This is a genomic window from Mesorhizobium sp. WSM4816 (assembly GCF_055811535.1).
This window is the reverse complement of the sequence record NZ_JBVVQR010000001.1, coordinates 285,830-301,171: the sequence shown is the minus strand read 5'-3', so window position 1 is coordinate 301,171 and position 15,342 is coordinate 285,830. Positions and strand designations below refer to the sequence as shown.

Here is a 15,342-nt window from a genome sequence, read left to right as displayed (position 1 = left end):
CAATGCAACACGCTGTTGTTTCACGCGATAACTGGCTGACCGCCCGCCGGGACCTCCTGCGAGCGGAGAAGGAACTCACGCAGCTTCGCGACAAGGTCGCACGCGAGCGGCTCGCCTTGCCCTGGGTGCGTATCGACAAGGAATACGTGTTTGACACGCCGGATGGTCCGCGTGCGCTCGCCGATCTCTTCGACGGCCGCTCGCAACTTCTCGTGCAACATTTCATGTTCGCACCGGGATGGAAGGAAGGCTGCCCGAGTTGCTCGTTCATGGCTGATCACACCGACGGCATGAACAAGCATCTGGCGCATCACGATGTAACCATGATCGCCGTCTCGCGCGCGCCGCTTGCCGATATTGAGCGCTACCGCAGACGTATGGGCTGGCAGTTCCGATGGGTGTCCTCGAACGGCAGTCCGTTCAACTACGATTTCCGGGTCAGTTTCACGCCCGAAGAGGTCGCCACCGGGCACATCGACTACAACTACGGCGAATGGCGGGAAACCGGCGAGGAATGGCCTGGTCTGAGCGCCTTCTACAAGGATGAGGCTGGCACCGTCTTTCACACGTACACCACCTTCGGCCGCGGTGTAGAGGTGATGATGGGCACCTACGCCATGCTCGACCTGATGCCAAAGGGGCGCAACGAAGCTGAGGGAATGGACTGGGTGCGCCGCCACGACCGCTACGCGTAGGCCCGCGAATGAGCCCGGACGGAAAACGAGAAATATATCCGTCGCATCTACAAGCCGCTGCCCTGGAGCCATCAGCCTGGCTCCTCACGAATTTCCGATATCGCCGCCCTTGGGCCGGCGGGCCGACCAAACACTTCGGCGCTTGCGGCTTCGAGCTCGCTCAGAGACCTGGAGAGGGTCGCGCCCCAGACGACATGGACGGCCAGCATCAGAACATTTCGGTAGAAGGGGTGCCGCCAGGCTGGCGCGAGGATATGGGCAGCGGGAATCCATCCGAGATAGCTGAGCGCCCACACGCCCAGGCCATAAAGGATGCCGTTGCCACGGCGCGTGGGCAGAAGCGCGAAAATCGAGCCGGTCAGGGCTCCAAAGCCGAAATGGGCAAGCAGCGTGCTGGTTCGCGCGCCCTGCTCGTCACCGGCGGTGGCAACGCGCTCGACGATCTCGCGCGGTGGCAAAGGATAACGGTCCCGGTTGTCAAGCAACGGATGAAGGCGCCGCATGGCGATGGTCATCGCCAGCGTGGCCGCAAATCCCGCCAGAGCTCCTGATACGATCCGCTGCAACACCTCCTCCCACGATGATACTGCCAAACGGCAGTCTGGCGCGATTGTTCCGGACTGCCGCTGCGCGCGAGATCGTGGACGGCCACTAGCTGCAAGGAAACGCGACGAGACTGGCCGAGGGACAATGCAGGAAAAAGTGATGTTGCCGCCGGCGGGCTACTGCTTAGTCGGCGCAGCGGCGGAGTCGGCGATCGCTTGGCTTGCCAGTTCCGCCTTGATGTCGCGCGCCAGTTGCAGATGCTCGAGCACCGTCGGCAAAGTCTCGGAGGCGAAATGCTGAAGGCCGGCGTCCTGTCCAGATCCTATCTCCCATTCAAGCAGCTGCACCGTCTTCTGGTGATCGGTGATCTGCCCGCTGATATAGGCCATATCAAATTTCGCCCCGTCGAGCTTTTCAAGCGCGGCCCGCTGCCGCTCGTGCTCCTCGTCGAGCCCTTCCGGCAGCGGGATCTTATTGGTCTCAGCGAGAGATTTCAGTCTCGCGTTCGCCGCCGAGTGGTCGTCGACCATCCGGCCGGCAAATGCGGTGACGGCGGAGTTGCCGGACTTTTTCGCGAGCTTGCCGAATTCGACCTCGGCTGCGCCGCCGGCGGCGGCGAGCTGCGCGAACAGCCGGTCCTGGTAGTTGGTCTGATGAGGCGCCGGCCGTCCCGGCGCCTCCATCCTGGTATCCGGAGCCATGCCGGCCGGGTTTCCGATCTGGGCCAAAAGCGGCGATACCGAGAGAGGCGATGCGGAAAGCACCACCAATCCCAACACAGTTGCAAAAACACGCATGAGAACCTCCTTCGAAGATGCGCCGGGATCGGTCGGCCTGCCGCGGTCAAAGCGCGAGCATATAGGCAACGAGGTCGTTCTTTTCGTCCTGGGTGAGCTTGGTGCCGAGCACCAGGTTGAAAAACTCGACCGTATCGGCGAGCGTCATCAGACGGCCGTCATGCAGATAGGGCGGCGTGTCCCTTATGCCGCGCAGCGTAAACGTCTTGATCGGCCCGTCCGGCAATTCCACCATGTCGTTGAAGGTCTGCCCCGGCTTATAGAAGCGCTCCAGCTTCAGATCGTGCATGTTGTTGTCCATGAACGACGTTTGCGGGACATGGCATTGTGCGCAGCGGCCCTTGCCCATGAACACGCGCTCGCCTGCCAGTTCCTGCTCGCTGGCCAAGGCGGGGTCGAGCCGTCCGAACGGGTCGAGCTTCGGCGCCGGCGGAAAATCGATGATGTTCTGCATCTGCGCCATCATCGCCACCTGGTTTGTGCGATCGGGCAGGTTGACGCCCTTCCTGGTAGCGCTGACATGATCGCCGTTGAAGTATGCGGTGCGCTGCTCGAATTCGGTAAAATCCTCGACCGAGCGCAGCGACCGTTTCGACCCATGGATCTGCTGGTTGAACAGACCGCGCAGGCTAGTCGTGTCGAGACGGAAGCGCGCGGCCTGCGGCCTGACATCGGGCGTCAGATGAAAGGCAGCATTGGTGTTGAAGTTGGCATGGCAATCGAGGCAGGTTACGCCCAGACTCTGCGCCGCCACCTTGCGGTCCTCGGTCTGATTGAATTCCTCCTGCGGGAACGGCGTCAGGAGTAGCCGCAGCCCTTCCATCTGAACCGGCGTGATGATGCCATTCATGATTTCATAGTAGTTGCGGATCGTCAGCAACTCGCCCCGGGAAACATCGCCCAGTTCCGGATGGGTAGTCAGGAATATCGGTGACGGGAACTCTGGCGTAAGGTGATCGGGAAGATCGAAATCGACGTCGAAGCGTCGGAGATCGCGCCCCTCCTGCCGGCCGATCTCACGAATTTCCTGTTCCGGAAAAACCTGTCCTCCGGTCGCCTGTTTGACATGGGGCAGCGGCAGAAGACCATTGGGCAGCAGGTTGCGGTCACGTATCTCGCCAGGGCTCATCTCCGACAGGCCCTGCCAGGTCTGGCCATTCGCCAGCTTGACCCGGACGCCGTCCTGGACAGGTTTTGTCCCGCCCGACATCATTGTGCCTGACATGGGGCGATCCGACAGGTCGTACCGCTCCTCCAGCAAAGCCCGCTGGCGCGCCATGACGCGCGGCTTCTGCGCTTCGTCATCAGCCTTGACGGCGGAAAATGGACGAGCGGGCAATGGTCGGTAGGTTGTATCGGGCGGCAGTGGATCCGACAGTGCGCTGAGGCTGGCGGCAACAACGACAAGAGCGCATGGAATGCCTGCATTCAACACTCTGCGCATTTTTCCCTCCATGGCTGAAGTGCTCCGAACCGCGCTGCGCGTGATTTGTTCCCGCCGCGAGCGGCGCAACCGGGATCGACCGTTCGTTGTATGCGGACAGTGCCGGCGCCCAGACTAGCGAGGCTCGCCTGGCGACTCCCGTTTGCCCCGCTTTGCCAGCGCCAGGCCGCCGATCAGCATCAACGCACCCCAAACCAGGAACCCGATGTCCCAGTAGATCCACTGGTCCTGCGGAACGGTTTCGTTGACATGGTGGATGCCGAGAAGCTGGTGATTGATCAACCCTTCGACCAGGTTGAATATCCCGAAGCCCATGAGCATCGTCCCAAGCAACATCTTTCCCGACCACCAGAGATGAGATTTGTGAGCGGTGCGCCAGAGCACGGCCAAACCAAGCACGACGAAGATGTATGTGCCGGCGTGGAACAGGCCATCGAGAAGCGTGTTGAACCTAAGGTTCTCAACACTGTCGGAGGGATAGCCGGCGCTGGTCACCATATGATGCCACTGGAGCAACTGGTGCAGCACGATTCCATCGAAGAACCCGCCCAGGCCAAGCCCCAGCAGAATACCTGCGGACGCTGGAAAGCGGCGATGCTGCGAAGCCGTGGTCTCCATCCCCCTTCTCCTTTAGCGGCCTAACTTCGGGCCAGGCCATGTGTTCCCTGCCCTACCTGCCCCTTGAACACGCGTGCCTCAGGTCGCAACCACGGCGCAACAATCAAGCGCCAGCTCACCGCCTAAACGACTCCGGCGATTGCAACACGCCTTGCTTGCGACAGGCTGCATCGCCGGCACGAGACTCCGGGCCTTAGGAGATCACTGAAATCGACATCGGCGCGGATCGTCGACTGAATGCTTGGCGCCGGCTGGACGCGCGGCGACATCAAGCGCTCGCTACGACGGCTGATCGCTGCTGACTAGCTGACAATATGAGGCGATGGCGGTCACACGCCAAACTACTCGTGAGTGAGTTGACCGACCACGAGCATGTCGATTCGGATGCGCCGGACTGGCTTGTGCGCAAGTAGGTCCCAATCAGGCGGGGCTACTTCTGAATGGCGCCGAAGATCGACCCCACTAGTCATCTTTCTTCAAATCTTCAGCTTCGTCCTTCAGCCGCTGCCAGTCTGCGCCGTGCTTGCGAAGCAATGCCCGCGCTTGTTTGGGCGTCACGTCTGTCACTTCCGCGAGGTGCTCAACTTCTAGTTCTGCACCCTTCTTAACTCGGCTCGCGTCGCTCGTCCTCTTGACCGCCATCTGTTTGCGTCCTCCTTGGCCCAGGTCAGTGGCAACGAATGTTGAGCGTTGTGGTTCCGTAACCTGTGGAACTAACTGCCGGCCATGTAGTTCTACCGCCGAAGGAGATCTCAATGCTTCGATTCTTAATCAGTCTTGGCGCGCTGTACGCGGCATTTCAAATTGGCCGTGAGTTCGGCCGCACCGAAGCGGAGGTCATCCAGATTCCACCCGACGATCGTCGTCCGACGCCTGGAAACGGGAGAGAGTTCGGCGAGCGGACCTAAGGATTCTGGTAGCCCGCTAAAGCTCGCGCTATCTACGCGACGTTGGCGCGAGCAAAACCAGTTACTCCAACTAAACTGCGCCTTGAGACGGCCACGGAAAATTAGAGAGCGCCAGGTGCAGTGTGCCTAGTACGACTTCTTGGTCTTCCAATTCCTCTTCGGTTTCGGTGCCGGTGCCCCAGGAAGAGCCGTTTCAGTCCTCAGTCGTTGTTCCCGGAGCCGAGCCGTCTTTGCATCTCGTGCCGCGCGCTCGACCTCGATCAATTCCCGTGCAGCATCCGACGTGCGTTCCTTTCTGTCTTGTTTTTCTTTATCGGTGAATGCTTGTCTTTCCCGCATTGTACTCCCCGATCTTACAGCACAGGGCTTTGTTGCCGCACCGAACTATTGTCGCCAGATCGGGTTCCACCCTGACAGCAAAAAAACAGCCGCCTCGTTCGGCACGGGGCTACATCCACTCCAAAGCGCTGGCCGTTCCTGTAGAACGCTTCAACCACTTTGCCGTTGTTTAGGGCTCCTGCAGGAGGCTGGGCATGAGAATACTCCTTCAGCTTGTCGGTGTTCGCCACGGCACCCCCGCGCCCTGTGCCCACGCCAGGGCCTGCTCGGTCTACTCAGCCAAGCCTCTCAACCGTCTCCCCGAATTCCAGGTCGGAAGAATGGACGAGCGTCCGCAACGGGGAGCGACCACGGCTGAGTTCTGGAGGAACCAGTTCCAGAACCTACCCCGTCCCCAGCCGTGCCTGCTTGCCACGTGGTGAGTTCGCCTTTGGACTTGGCCCGTCGTTCAGGAACAACAACGCCCAAGCCAAGTTTGGTGGTCCAGGAGGTAACGACAATGCGCATACTGAGAACATTCTTTGGATACTTGTGGCGCTCGAACAGCAAGTCGGCGCCCGACCTTGCGCCGCCCGTCGACGCAATCGTTCGGCTGCTGAAAGAAAAGCAAAAACTCGCTACAAAGAAAGGACTTGGCCGACCAGATCAGACTGCGGGCGGCTGACCGCGCAAGGCCCCGCGCAGACTGAAGACCCCGAGGGAAGCCGCTGCGGTCACCGAAATCCTGCGGTTGCGGGCGGCCTCGAGCGTGCCGGGCGCTTACCTTCTGCGCCGTGAATATTGGAGGGCGCGGAAACGCCGATGCTGCGACGCCGTGGTCGCCATCCCTCTCTCCTTTGGCACCCCAACTTCGGGCCCGGCCATGTTTTCCCTGCCCTACCTGCGCCTTGGATACGCGTGGCTCAGGTCGCAACCACGGCGCAACAATTAGGCGAGCTCACCGCCTAAACGACTCCGTCGTTTGCAACACGCCTTGCTCGCGACCGGCTGCATTGCCGGCACGAGACTCCAGGCCTTGGGAGATCACTGAAATCGGCATCGGCGCGAAGTTGCTTGCCTAAATCCGGCGGACGGCAAGTGCGACATCTGCGGAGAACGGCGGCACATCAAGCTTCAGCCAGCCATCCGAATTCGCCTGCCATTCCGCTGTTTGCCTGCCGGCCGCGGTGTCCCAGGCGATCACGCGATAGGTGCCGCGAGCCAACCCGGGCAACTCCAGGACGGCAGGAATGGGCGCAGTGCCGGCACGCAGCATGCCGTTTCGCCCGATCGTGTCGCTGCGAACCAGCCAGACCACTGCCTGGGAATCGTCGCCGCAGGCGACCGGCGCGATGTCTGGACCGGAAACCCGCATCTTGTCGCCGAGATGGACACGCCGGAACGAAACCCAATCTATCAGAGGCAGGAAGTCGGCCAGCGAACGCTGCGCCCGCCGCATTCCGGGGGTGAGCACGTGCGGGGAGCGGTTCGGCCACCGCATGCCGCCACCGGCACCCCCCGCCGCCAGGTGAGCCCATTGCAAATGGCGGAAGTATTCATCGTCGAAAGGTTCGGGGAGCGTGATCTTCTTGTCTTTGAACGAGTGGATCGGGCCGTGCTCGGAATCGAGAAAAGGGCGGCCGTCAAGAATTTCACCAAGCGCCTCTCCGACGATTCGCGCCATGCCAAGCGCCGGCGCCACCGTGTCACTGGGGTCGTCAATTGTGCCCTCCTCGTAGAGATGGAGGGAGGCGAAATCGAGGTCGGGGTGGCGGAAGATCGGTGCGGCCAGCGGCATTTGCGGCCGCCAGCGAAGCTCAGGTCCGAATAGCGAAACGGTCTGCGGGTGAGAGCGGCCGTAAAGTGACGTTTCCAGGCGGCGCACAAAATCGCTGAGATCATGGATGAAGGCGCCGAAGCCGTCCGCGCTGCCCTGAGCCTGCTCGGGATGGATTTCGTTCCAGAGGTCCCATGCGAAGAGGGCTCCGCTGCCGCTCCATCTGCGAACCACGAATTCCAGCCTCGCCTTGTCGCGCGGCGGGTATCGGGGCAGACCAGGAATCGGGACGGGTGGTCCAGCACGCCTCCGTTGTGGTGGTTGTAGGGATGGTGGCGCCAGTGCAGCCACTGCCAGAACGTATCAAAGGGGGTGAGCAGGATTCTCAAGCCCTGTTTTTCGCAAAGACGGAAGAGGTCGTCCCACAGTTCCACCATCGCCGGCACGAAGCGGCCCTGCGGCTTCTCGAAGTAGCGGTGGCGAACCTGGGCATATTCCAGCATCAGCCTAAGACAGGTGACGCCGCTTTCCTTCAGCCAACGGAGATGATCTTCCACGCCGGCCATATCGGCGCGCCGGAACAGACCATTGAGTTCGGGCCAGCTTACCGCATCATTCTGCCCGATCGGCGTCCATGCCTCGCCGTCCTCGGTGACGAAATACGAACCGGCTACCTTGATCCAAGGCAGGCCCGCAGCCGATCTCGGCGCGGAGTCTTCCACTTCGCCGACCAGCGGTGTCGCCAATCTGATATCGTTCAAGGCATGCTCGAATTCGTCCGCGGAGCAGTATAACTGCCGCGGTGGCAAAATGTTTCGCCGGGCTTGGATCCTTTCGCCCCATTTTGCGGTACAACGATGCCCTGTCCCGACGCAGCGGCGCCCCGCCTCAAGAGCGGCGCGGATCCGGTGATGTCGACCCGATCACCAGAGAAGTTGCAGGCCGCAGAACGCACGCTCGGTTCAGATAGCCGTGTGAGAGCCCCCGCTGCGGACATGACGAGGGAGCGGAATTGTCGTGCGTCGCTTCGTCGACAAGGCAGAAATGCCAGGTTGACAGGTCGCCTCCCCAGAAAAACTTCAGCCGAAGGGAACCTCACGTTCGCAGGCAAGTTCGGTAGGCAGTGTGGGGGAGATTGCGCGTGTCGGTTCATCTCATCGGTTTCATAGTTGTCGTGCCCGCGATCTTCTCCTTCTTCGGATTCCATCATCCAGCCCGACAACGATTGGCGAGGCGCGGCTTCAGAGCGCCGGCCTGCCATCCTGAGGTCAACGTCTGCTCACCGACAACAGCTGGACTCGGCTCCCTCACGCTTGCTTGCTCAACATTCTACGCTTGCACGGCATTTACCGCTCAGGGGACCACCGTGATGGAGGCCCGAAGGAAATTGTGGCGGTCGAGACCGGCAATGGCCGGTCGCCTGGCGGGAGCGTCGGCGCGAGCCTGGACCGACGGGTCGCGCGTATGAGCGGCGATCCGGCGCGTTCGCCAGGCGAGTACCGGTCCGCGTTTGCCAGCTTCTTCATGGCTGGTTTCGAGTGTTCATCGCATCGGCGCGGCGACGGAGTGCGCCTCGATTTGATCCGCGCGACCGCCCACGACACGCACGCCCTCGGCGACTATCGCAGTTGTGCTGCCCTTGGGCTTCGCACGATTCGCGACGGCTTGCGCTGGCACCTGATTGAAACAGAGTCAGGAGTTTTCGATTGGTCGGGTTGGATATCGATGATCGAAGCAGCTCAGGCCGCCGAGGTGCAGGTCATCTGGGATATCTTTCACTACGGCTCGCCGGATCATGTCGACCAGGGTGGCTCAGGTTTCACCGAGGCCTATGTGCGATTCGCCGCTGAGGCTGTCCGGGTTCACCGCTCCGTTGCCGGGACAGCTCCCCTGGTATGTCCCATCAATGAAATCTCGTTCTTCGCATGGGCGATAGAGGTCGGCTATTTCCCGCGCGTGGGGCCGAAGAAGCGGGGATGGTTCAAGCGGCAGCTTGTGAGGGCAGCGGTTGCGGGCGTCAAAGCCATGCGGGATGCCGAACCTGATTGCAGGTTCATCTGGGCTGAACCGCTAATCCACGTCGCTCCTCGCGACCGCACTCGCGCCGAGCAGCGGCGCGCAGAAAATGTTCGTCAGGGCCAGTTTGAAGCCTATGACATGCTGACGGGCCGTGCCGAGCCCGAACTGGGCGGCAGCGAGGACTGTGTCGACGTCATCGGGCTCAACTTTTATCCGCACAATCAATGGTACTTTCAGGGGCCAACGATACCAATGGGTCACCACGAATACCGGGCACTTTCGGACATGTTGGTCGAGGTCGCTGAGCGCTACAGGAAACCTATGTTTATCGCCGAGACGGGTGCTGAAGGGTCAGGCCGGCCGGCATGGCTCCATTATGTCTGCGATGAGGTCCGCGACGCGATGAGCCTTGGTACGCCGGTCCAGGGCATATGCCTTTACCCGGTGACCGCGTATCCCGGCTGGGACAATTCGCGCCACGCGGAAGTCGGCTTGTTCTCGACGATACATGCCGACGGTTCGCGCAGCCTTCGCCAGCCGGTTGCAAATGAATTGGAGCGCCAGCGCGCATTGTTCGCGGCTTCGTAGCCGTTAAAAAAGGCGCGACGTGACGTTGGCCACTTCTCGCGGCGGATCACGGCAAGGCGCGACTTGACTTGGCTGCCGCTATCCGAGATCAGTATTGATGTTCGCCGCGAGCCGTGCCCGACGAACCGAGCATCGCTCGGTGCGTTGGCATCTGCGCGGCGCCGTTCGCCGGCAGGCTTTGTTGAATTCGCGCGAACGTCGCCAAGGCCTGACCGACGACCTGATCCATGTTGTAATAGCGGTACGTCGCCAGGCGCCCAACGAACCAGACGTCGGGGCACGCCGCAGCCAGTGCTTCGTAACGTTTGTACAGCGTCTCGTTTTCCGCCCGTGGCACCGGGTAATAGGGATCTCCGATATCGGTTGGATATTCGTAGGTCAGGCTGGTTTTCGGGTTCTGCTGGCCGGTCAGATGCTTGTACTCGGTGATGCGGGTATAGTTTTTCGTCTGCGGATAATTGACTACCGCGACCGGTTGAAACTGCTCGCAGTCAAGCGTCACGTGCTCGAACCGCAGTGATCGATAAGGCAGACGACCAAGGCTCCAATCGAAATATTCATCAATTGGCCCGGTGTAGATCATGCGCTGAAAGGGGATCGTGTCGCGAATTTCGCGATAGTCGGTTTGCAGCATGATCTTGATCTTTGGCTTGTCCAGCATGCGCTGGAACATGCGTGTATACCCGCCAGCCGGCATATTCTGGAAGATGTCGCCAAAGTAGCGGTCATCGCGGTTGGTTCGGGTAGGAACCCGCGCCGTCACCGACTTGCTCAACTGGGCCGGATCGACACCCCACTGCTTCCTTGTATAGCCGCGAAAGAATTTCTCGTAGAGTTCCCTGCCGACCGTGCTCACAACCACGTCTTCGGCGGTGCGAACTTCTTCGACCGTTTCCCTCCGGGAAACGAAGAACTCCTCCAACTGCTCGGAATTGAATTCAAAGCCGTACAGGCGGTTAATGGTGTCGAGATTTATCGGTATCGGCAGCAGTTTTCCGTCGACCGAAGCCAGTACGCGATGTTCGTAAGGCCTCCATTCGGTGAACTGCGACAGATAGTCGATTATCGATCGGGCGTTGGTGTGGAATATATGCGGCCCATAGCGGTGGATCAGAATTCCCGCCTCATCATAGCAGTCATAAGCGTTGCCGCCGACGTGATTTCGACGGTCGATGAGCAGAACGCTTTCATGCCGTTGCGATGCGATGCGTTCAGCAAGCACGCTGCCGGCGAAGCCGGCACCGACAATGAGCCAATCGAACATGGTCAGGCTCCCCTGCGCAACGGCACAATGCTCTTCATGGCATAGGCGCGCTGGATGTGGGCAGCCATTGCCTCCCACGTCCGCTCCCACGACATGTTGGCGAGGTAGGCGTCGACTTTGTTCAGCAGGAAGTCGCGCGGGCGCGATAAAACAGACCGAAGCTTGGGTTCGAGATCTTCGGCGTCGACGATATCGACCAGGCCTTCCGCACCATAGGTGCGCACGACATCCACAATCGCCGTGGACACCACCGGCAGTCCGGCCGCCAGGAACTCGGGAGTTTTGGTCGGGCTGATGTAGCGTGTCGCCTCATTGAGCGCGAAGGGCATCCAACCGGCGCTCCAGTGCCTGAGATAGCGAGGCAGATCGGCGTAGGACTTGGCACCCAGCCAATGCAAGTTAGCTGCGCGCGGCAGGCTTAGCGGGTCGATCTTGACCACCGGGCCGAGCATGACGAAATGCACGTCGGACATTGCCGCAGTCGCCTGCGCGATCATCTCGATGTCGAGCCGCTCGTCGATCACGCCGAAGAAGCCAACTCTCGGGTGAGGTATGTCGACCTGATCTACAGGGTCATCGCCGGGCTGTCTTGCCTTGTGAAAATGCGCCACGTCGATGCTGCTTGGGAAGGGAAAGATCGACTTGTGGAGGCATCGTTTGGCCTCGTACAGGCTCAGTCCGCCCGTGAACACGACATCGGCGCGTTGAAACAGCGCCTTTTCCATCTGCGTCAACTCTGCCGGCGCGTTCTTGAAGGCGGAGAGTTCATCCATGCAGTCGTAGACGCACACGTCGCAGCGGAGATGATCGCTGAAACGCAGCGCCATCGGCGTGTAATACCATACGGTAAGCCGGTCGTGCGGGGCTGAGGTGAGGATCTGGTCGACGAACCTGCGCTGGATGGCGTCCGCCTTTGTTGCGGAGATCCCGGCCGGAAGAACCGGGGTTACGGTTCGGATCATCGGCGTCTCATCATTCACCCGCATGAAGGGGTAGTGTCTTTCCTCGAAGACCGGTTCCTCAAAGTAAATTAGCTGCTGCTGTTTTGAAGCGAGCGTCAGAATGTGCTGTGGGCGTTGGTGTACGAAATTCCATCTTAGGTGAGAAAAGCAAAGTAATATTGACGATTTTACGGGTATGTTAGGTGATATTTGCTTGCCGCCCGCCATTTCCATACAAGTTATCCCTTCGTTATAGTGCGCTATTCACTCGAAGTAACATATGTTAATCGAGGCTCGTTGGACCTAAGGCCCGTAGGCGCACATCTAACTTCCATTGAAGTAAGTTGTTCCACAGAGTTGAACTGCGTGCGTGTCTGAGCAGTGGCGCCGCACTTGCGCGATTGATCCACCGATGAATGGAGCGGCCAGCCACAGATGCCCGAACCATCCTGACCACGCGGGCGCCTCGGCCACGCGTGATCTCAACAAATGTGGCGCATTGCCACAAAACGGTTGAGAACGTTTGGTCGTTCAACAAGCGTTAATCGGGGGAGCTATAAGTTAACGGTCTGTGAATCGATTCGGCCGAGTGGCGCACGGGCCCGCGACCGCCGACCAAACACGCCGTGAGCGAGCCAAGAGATGAAATTCAACTTCGAAACCGACGTCTTTCCGCTGTTTCACCCGCAGGCCGTGGATGATCTGAAGGATCCTTGTCCGGTGTTCGACGGCACGCTTTGGCACGTCTTCGGCTCGAGCGGCACCGTGACGACCGAGAGCTGGAAAATACTACATGCCACGGCTCCGGACCTTTATGGGCCGTGGACTGAGCATGAGGCGCTCGACTTGGCGGTAACCGGATCGGGCATAGCGGCACCCGGCGTCATTCATGAATGCGGCGTCTTCCATATGTTTATCCAGACCGAATTCATGAAGTCGGGCGGACGTTGCGAACATGCGGTTTCCAATGATGGCTTCAACTGGGTGGTGCTGAATCCGGCGATATTGTCGCTGCCGGACACCGATGAGGACGGTATCTACGATCCCCATCCGGCGGTTATCGGCGGCAGGCGCTACATCGTCTATTCAGGCATGCCTAAATTCACCAGGGTGCCGCAGCCTGACGTCTATCTGGCGCGCAGCCAATCCGATTCCTGGTTCGGGCCATGGAGACGTCTCGGCAAGATATTGGATCATCTCGACGTTCCCCATCACAATGCGCGCGAGCATCCGGACTACGAATGGGGGATCGAGGGCGCCCAACTGGTCGAATTGCCTGACGGTCGCGTGCTTCTCAACGCCACCTGCTTCCTTCCCGACGGTCCGCGCGGAAGTCGTCAGCGCGTATTCTTCGCCATAGCCGAGGACGTCCAGGGTCCCTACGTCTCGATCGGCCCCGTGCTCGATCCTGGTGAGCCTGGGGAAAACGGCCATTCGACGGTGATGATCGAGGGCGGGAAACTGACCTTGTTCTACCAGAGCAGACGTGAGGCAACGAACCATCGCTGGCGTTTCGGACTGGCTAGATGCGACCTGGATCAGCAAGCGGTTTCGCGAGTGGCCTAGCAGAAACGACCGCTCTGTCGCGCTTTGCCATCATGGTCCAGAGGACGAGGTGCCATGACGAACTTCAGGGCGATTGGGGGTTCTCGTCGGCCAGCTCTTGCTCTCGCCGCTCAAGCTCCTTCTGAAGCTTCAAAGCTAGTGCGGCAAGCCTCGGCGACAGGGTTTCATCTCCGTCCAGTCCTAATCGCTTGCGTAGTCTGCGACGATTGTCTTCCGAACGGACCAGCTCTCGGAAGCCGCGTTCGCTCTCTCGAGTTGCCATGACGGTCACCTTTAGCTCTGAACGCAACTCGCCGATTGCTAAAGGGTTCCCTTAGGGGGCGGATTATTTCGCTAGACCTTCCGAGCGGTGATCGGATTACTAAGCGGGATTGAGCGGATACTGCTCGTGCTCATCGAAAGCCACCAACAGGCCCAGGGCAGCAGCGACTTCGAGGATAGCTTCGGTCAGATCGTCATTGGATGCGACCAATCCAGGTGCAGCCTGCCGAACCTGGTTCAATGCCGTTGTGACCGAGACGGTGTCGCCATAGCCGGCCCTGTTGAGGACTGCGGCAATCGCCTGATCTAGAACTGGGCCGACCCTATGGACGATGCTCATCCACCTTCCCCCCCGGGAATGCGAGAAGGTGATAGTAGCGTGTCTGGGGCGGCGATGCAACCGACGCGCGAAATGGGAATTTTCAGCTTGCTGCCACTGATCGTTTAAAGACGATGGTGACCTTCGTCCCTTTGCCGGCGCTCGAGTCGACCGCGAGCCGCGCCTTGGCGTTCTCGGTCAGCGAGTGCGCGATCAGGGCTCCAAGCTTGCCTGGCTTGGGCCACGTCTCGCCTTCCGGCAGTCCAATTCCGTCGTCAGCCACTATGACCCGGCAGCCGTCGCCATCGACGATGCTGTGCAGCGTTATCGTGCCGCCTTCGCGCCCCTGGAAAGCATGTTTTAGCGAATTGGTCAGCAATTCGTTGACCACCAGTCCAGCCGGCATGGCGACGTTGATTGACACCGGATATGTGTCCACCCTCATATCGAGGCGGATCCCCTCGACTGCATGCGAGCTCATCACCGCGGACGCGATCTGGCTGAGATAGACGCCAAGATCGACCTCTTCCTTCTGCTCGTCGGCCGTCAGCGTCTGGTAGAGGATCGCCAGGGCGTCGACGCGACCGGCGAGCCGTTCAAACCGTCTCCGGTCGGCCTCAGTCGCATTGCGGCTTTCAAGCCGTATCAGGGCGGTGATCATCTGCAGGTTATTCTTCACCCGGTGCTGCAGTTCGCGCAGCAGCGTGTCTTTCTCGCTGACACGCTCCTCCACCGAGGGCTGATCCGCCGCTTCGCCATGGGCGGATACGTCGACCAGCGCCACCAACCGGAAGCAGATCTTGCCGTTGTCGTCCTCGATGACATTGGAATAAACGTCGACGATCGGCAGCTTGTCCTCGTTGTGCTCCAGCCTGTAGGTGCCGACCAAATCGGTCTCCCGGACCACGGCCTCGGCCAGCGGGCGGTCCTTCTGCTGGTAGAGGCCTGTGCCCGAAAGGGCCGACCAGTTTTCTCGAGTTAGCCTAGCGACCGTCAGGCCTGACAGTTTCTCGAACTCCGGATTGGCGTAGACTACACGCTCCTCAGCGGCCAAGTCTGCAACGGCTATGGCGATCGGCACCTGGTCAAGGAATTTCTTGAACTGTTCGCTTTCCAGTGCGGTTGCGAGTTCAGGTGTGTCAAGCAACTGCTCGACCGCATCGGCCTTGTCTGAAGTGGATGTCATTTGCGCGCCTGTTCTGGGCGTACAATATCAATAATGCAGTGCGCCCGCCATCGCCAAAGCTGGAGCTGCATCGCGCCGTGTCAGGCATCTGACCA

14 protein-coding genes are annotated in these 15,342 nt (G+C 60.2%); 4 read left to right on the top strand and 10 right to left on the bottom strand.

All coding sequences use genetic code 11. The features are described 5' to 3' along the window. The first annotated feature begins 2 nt into the window (after positions 1-2). Positions 3-695 carry a DUF899 domain-containing protein gene (locus AC0L3H_RS01300; RefSeq protein ID WP_473584208.1) on the top strand — a complete coding sequence of 231 codons (693 nt, stop codon included), beginning with the start codon at positions 3-5 and terminating at the stop codon, positions 693-695. Between the two features lie 71 nt (positions 696-766). On the opposite strand, the gene AC0L3H_RS01295 is transcribed toward AC0L3H_RS01300, so the two are convergent. From AC0L3H_RS01295 to AC0L3H_RS01270, 6 genes are all read right to left on the bottom strand, one after another. After that, positions 767-1,261 carry a hypothetical protein gene (locus AC0L3H_RS01295; protein ID WP_473491530.1) on the bottom strand — a complete coding sequence of 165 codons (495 nt, stop codon included), beginning with the start codon at positions 1,259-1,261 and terminating at the stop codon, positions 767-769. A 156-nt stretch (positions 1,262-1,417) separates the two neighbouring features. Continuing rightward, positions 1,418-2,038, bottom strand: coding sequence for a DUF4142 domain-containing protein (locus AC0L3H_RS01290; RefSeq protein ID WP_473584207.1), 621 nt, complete (start codon positions 2,036-2,038; stop codon positions 1,418-1,420). Between the two features lie 46 nt (positions 2,039-2,084). Beyond that, on the bottom strand, positions 2,085-3,482 hold the full coding sequence (locus AC0L3H_RS01285; RefSeq protein ID WP_473491526.1) for a cytochrome B6: 1,398 nt from the start codon (positions 3,480-3,482) through the stop codon (positions 2,085-2,087). A gap of 114 nt (positions 3,483-3,596) precedes the next feature. Continuing rightward, on the bottom strand, positions 3,597-4,100 hold the full coding sequence (locus tag AC0L3H_RS01280; protein WP_473491525.1) for a DUF2243 domain-containing protein: 504 nt from the start codon (positions 4,098-4,100) through the stop codon (positions 3,597-3,599). A gap of 462 nt (positions 4,101-4,562) precedes the next feature. Then, a complete protein-coding gene (locus AC0L3H_RS01275) occupies positions 4,563-4,742 on the bottom strand; it encodes a hypothetical protein (protein WP_473584206.1) in 180 nt (59 codons plus the stop codon). Positions 4,743-6,404: 1,662 nt separating this feature from the next. Next, positions 6,405-7,337, bottom strand: coding sequence for a glycoside hydrolase 5 family protein (locus AC0L3H_RS01270; protein WP_473584205.1), 933 nt, complete (start codon positions 7,335-7,337; stop codon positions 6,405-6,407). Between the two features lie 59 nt (positions 7,338-7,396). Here AC0L3H_RS01270 and AC0L3H_RS01265 point away from each other — a divergent pair, with 59 nt between their 5' ends. Next, the gene (locus tag AC0L3H_RS01265) at positions 7,397-7,897 is read left to right on the top strand and encodes a hypothetical protein (RefSeq protein ID WP_473584204.1); all 501 of its coding nucleotides are present in this window, start codon (positions 7,397-7,399) and stop codon (positions 7,895-7,897) included. Positions 7,898-8,492: 595 nt separating this feature from the next. Then, positions 8,493-9,710, top strand: coding sequence for a glycoside hydrolase family 1 protein (locus AC0L3H_RS01260; protein ID WP_287052254.1), 1,218 nt, complete (start codon positions 8,493-8,495; stop codon positions 9,708-9,710). A gap of 88 nt (positions 9,711-9,798) precedes the next feature. On the opposite strand, the gene glf is transcribed toward AC0L3H_RS01260, so the two are convergent. Both glf and AC0L3H_RS01250 read right to left on the bottom strand, forming a co-directional pair. Beyond that, positions 9,799-10,974: a UDP-galactopyranose mutase gene (gene glf / locus AC0L3H_RS01255; protein WP_473491519.1), complete on the bottom strand. Its 1,176-nt coding sequence runs from the start codon at positions 10,972-10,974 to the stop codon at positions 9,799-9,801. A 2-nt stretch (positions 10,975-10,976) separates the two neighbouring features. Continuing rightward, the gene (locus AC0L3H_RS01250) at positions 10,977-12,149 is read right to left on the bottom strand and encodes a glycosyltransferase (RefSeq protein WP_473584203.1); all 1,173 of its coding nucleotides are present in this window, start codon (positions 12,147-12,149) and stop codon (positions 10,977-10,979) included. Positions 12,150-12,557: 408 nt separating this feature from the next. Here AC0L3H_RS01250 and AC0L3H_RS01245 point away from each other — a divergent pair, with 408 nt between their 5' ends. Then, positions 12,558-13,481: a glycoside hydrolase family protein gene (locus AC0L3H_RS01245; protein WP_473584202.1), complete on the top strand. Its 924-nt coding sequence runs from the start codon at positions 12,558-12,560 to the stop codon at positions 13,479-13,481. Positions 13,482-13,842: 361 nt separating this feature from the next. Here the strand turns inward: AC0L3H_RS01245 and AC0L3H_RS01240 are convergent, their stop codons facing one another. Together AC0L3H_RS01240 and AC0L3H_RS01235 are read right to left on the bottom strand one after the other, a co-directional pair. Then, entirely contained in the window at positions 13,843-14,082 is a 240-nt protein-coding gene (locus AC0L3H_RS01240) for a hypothetical protein (protein ID WP_473519915.1), read from the bottom strand. Between the two features lie 82 nt (positions 14,083-14,164). Further along, positions 14,165-15,247: a sensor histidine kinase gene (locus AC0L3H_RS01235; RefSeq protein ID WP_473584201.1), complete on the bottom strand. Its 1,083-nt coding sequence runs from the start codon at positions 15,245-15,247 to the stop codon at positions 14,165-14,167. Positions 15,248-15,342: the final 95 nt, after the last annotated feature.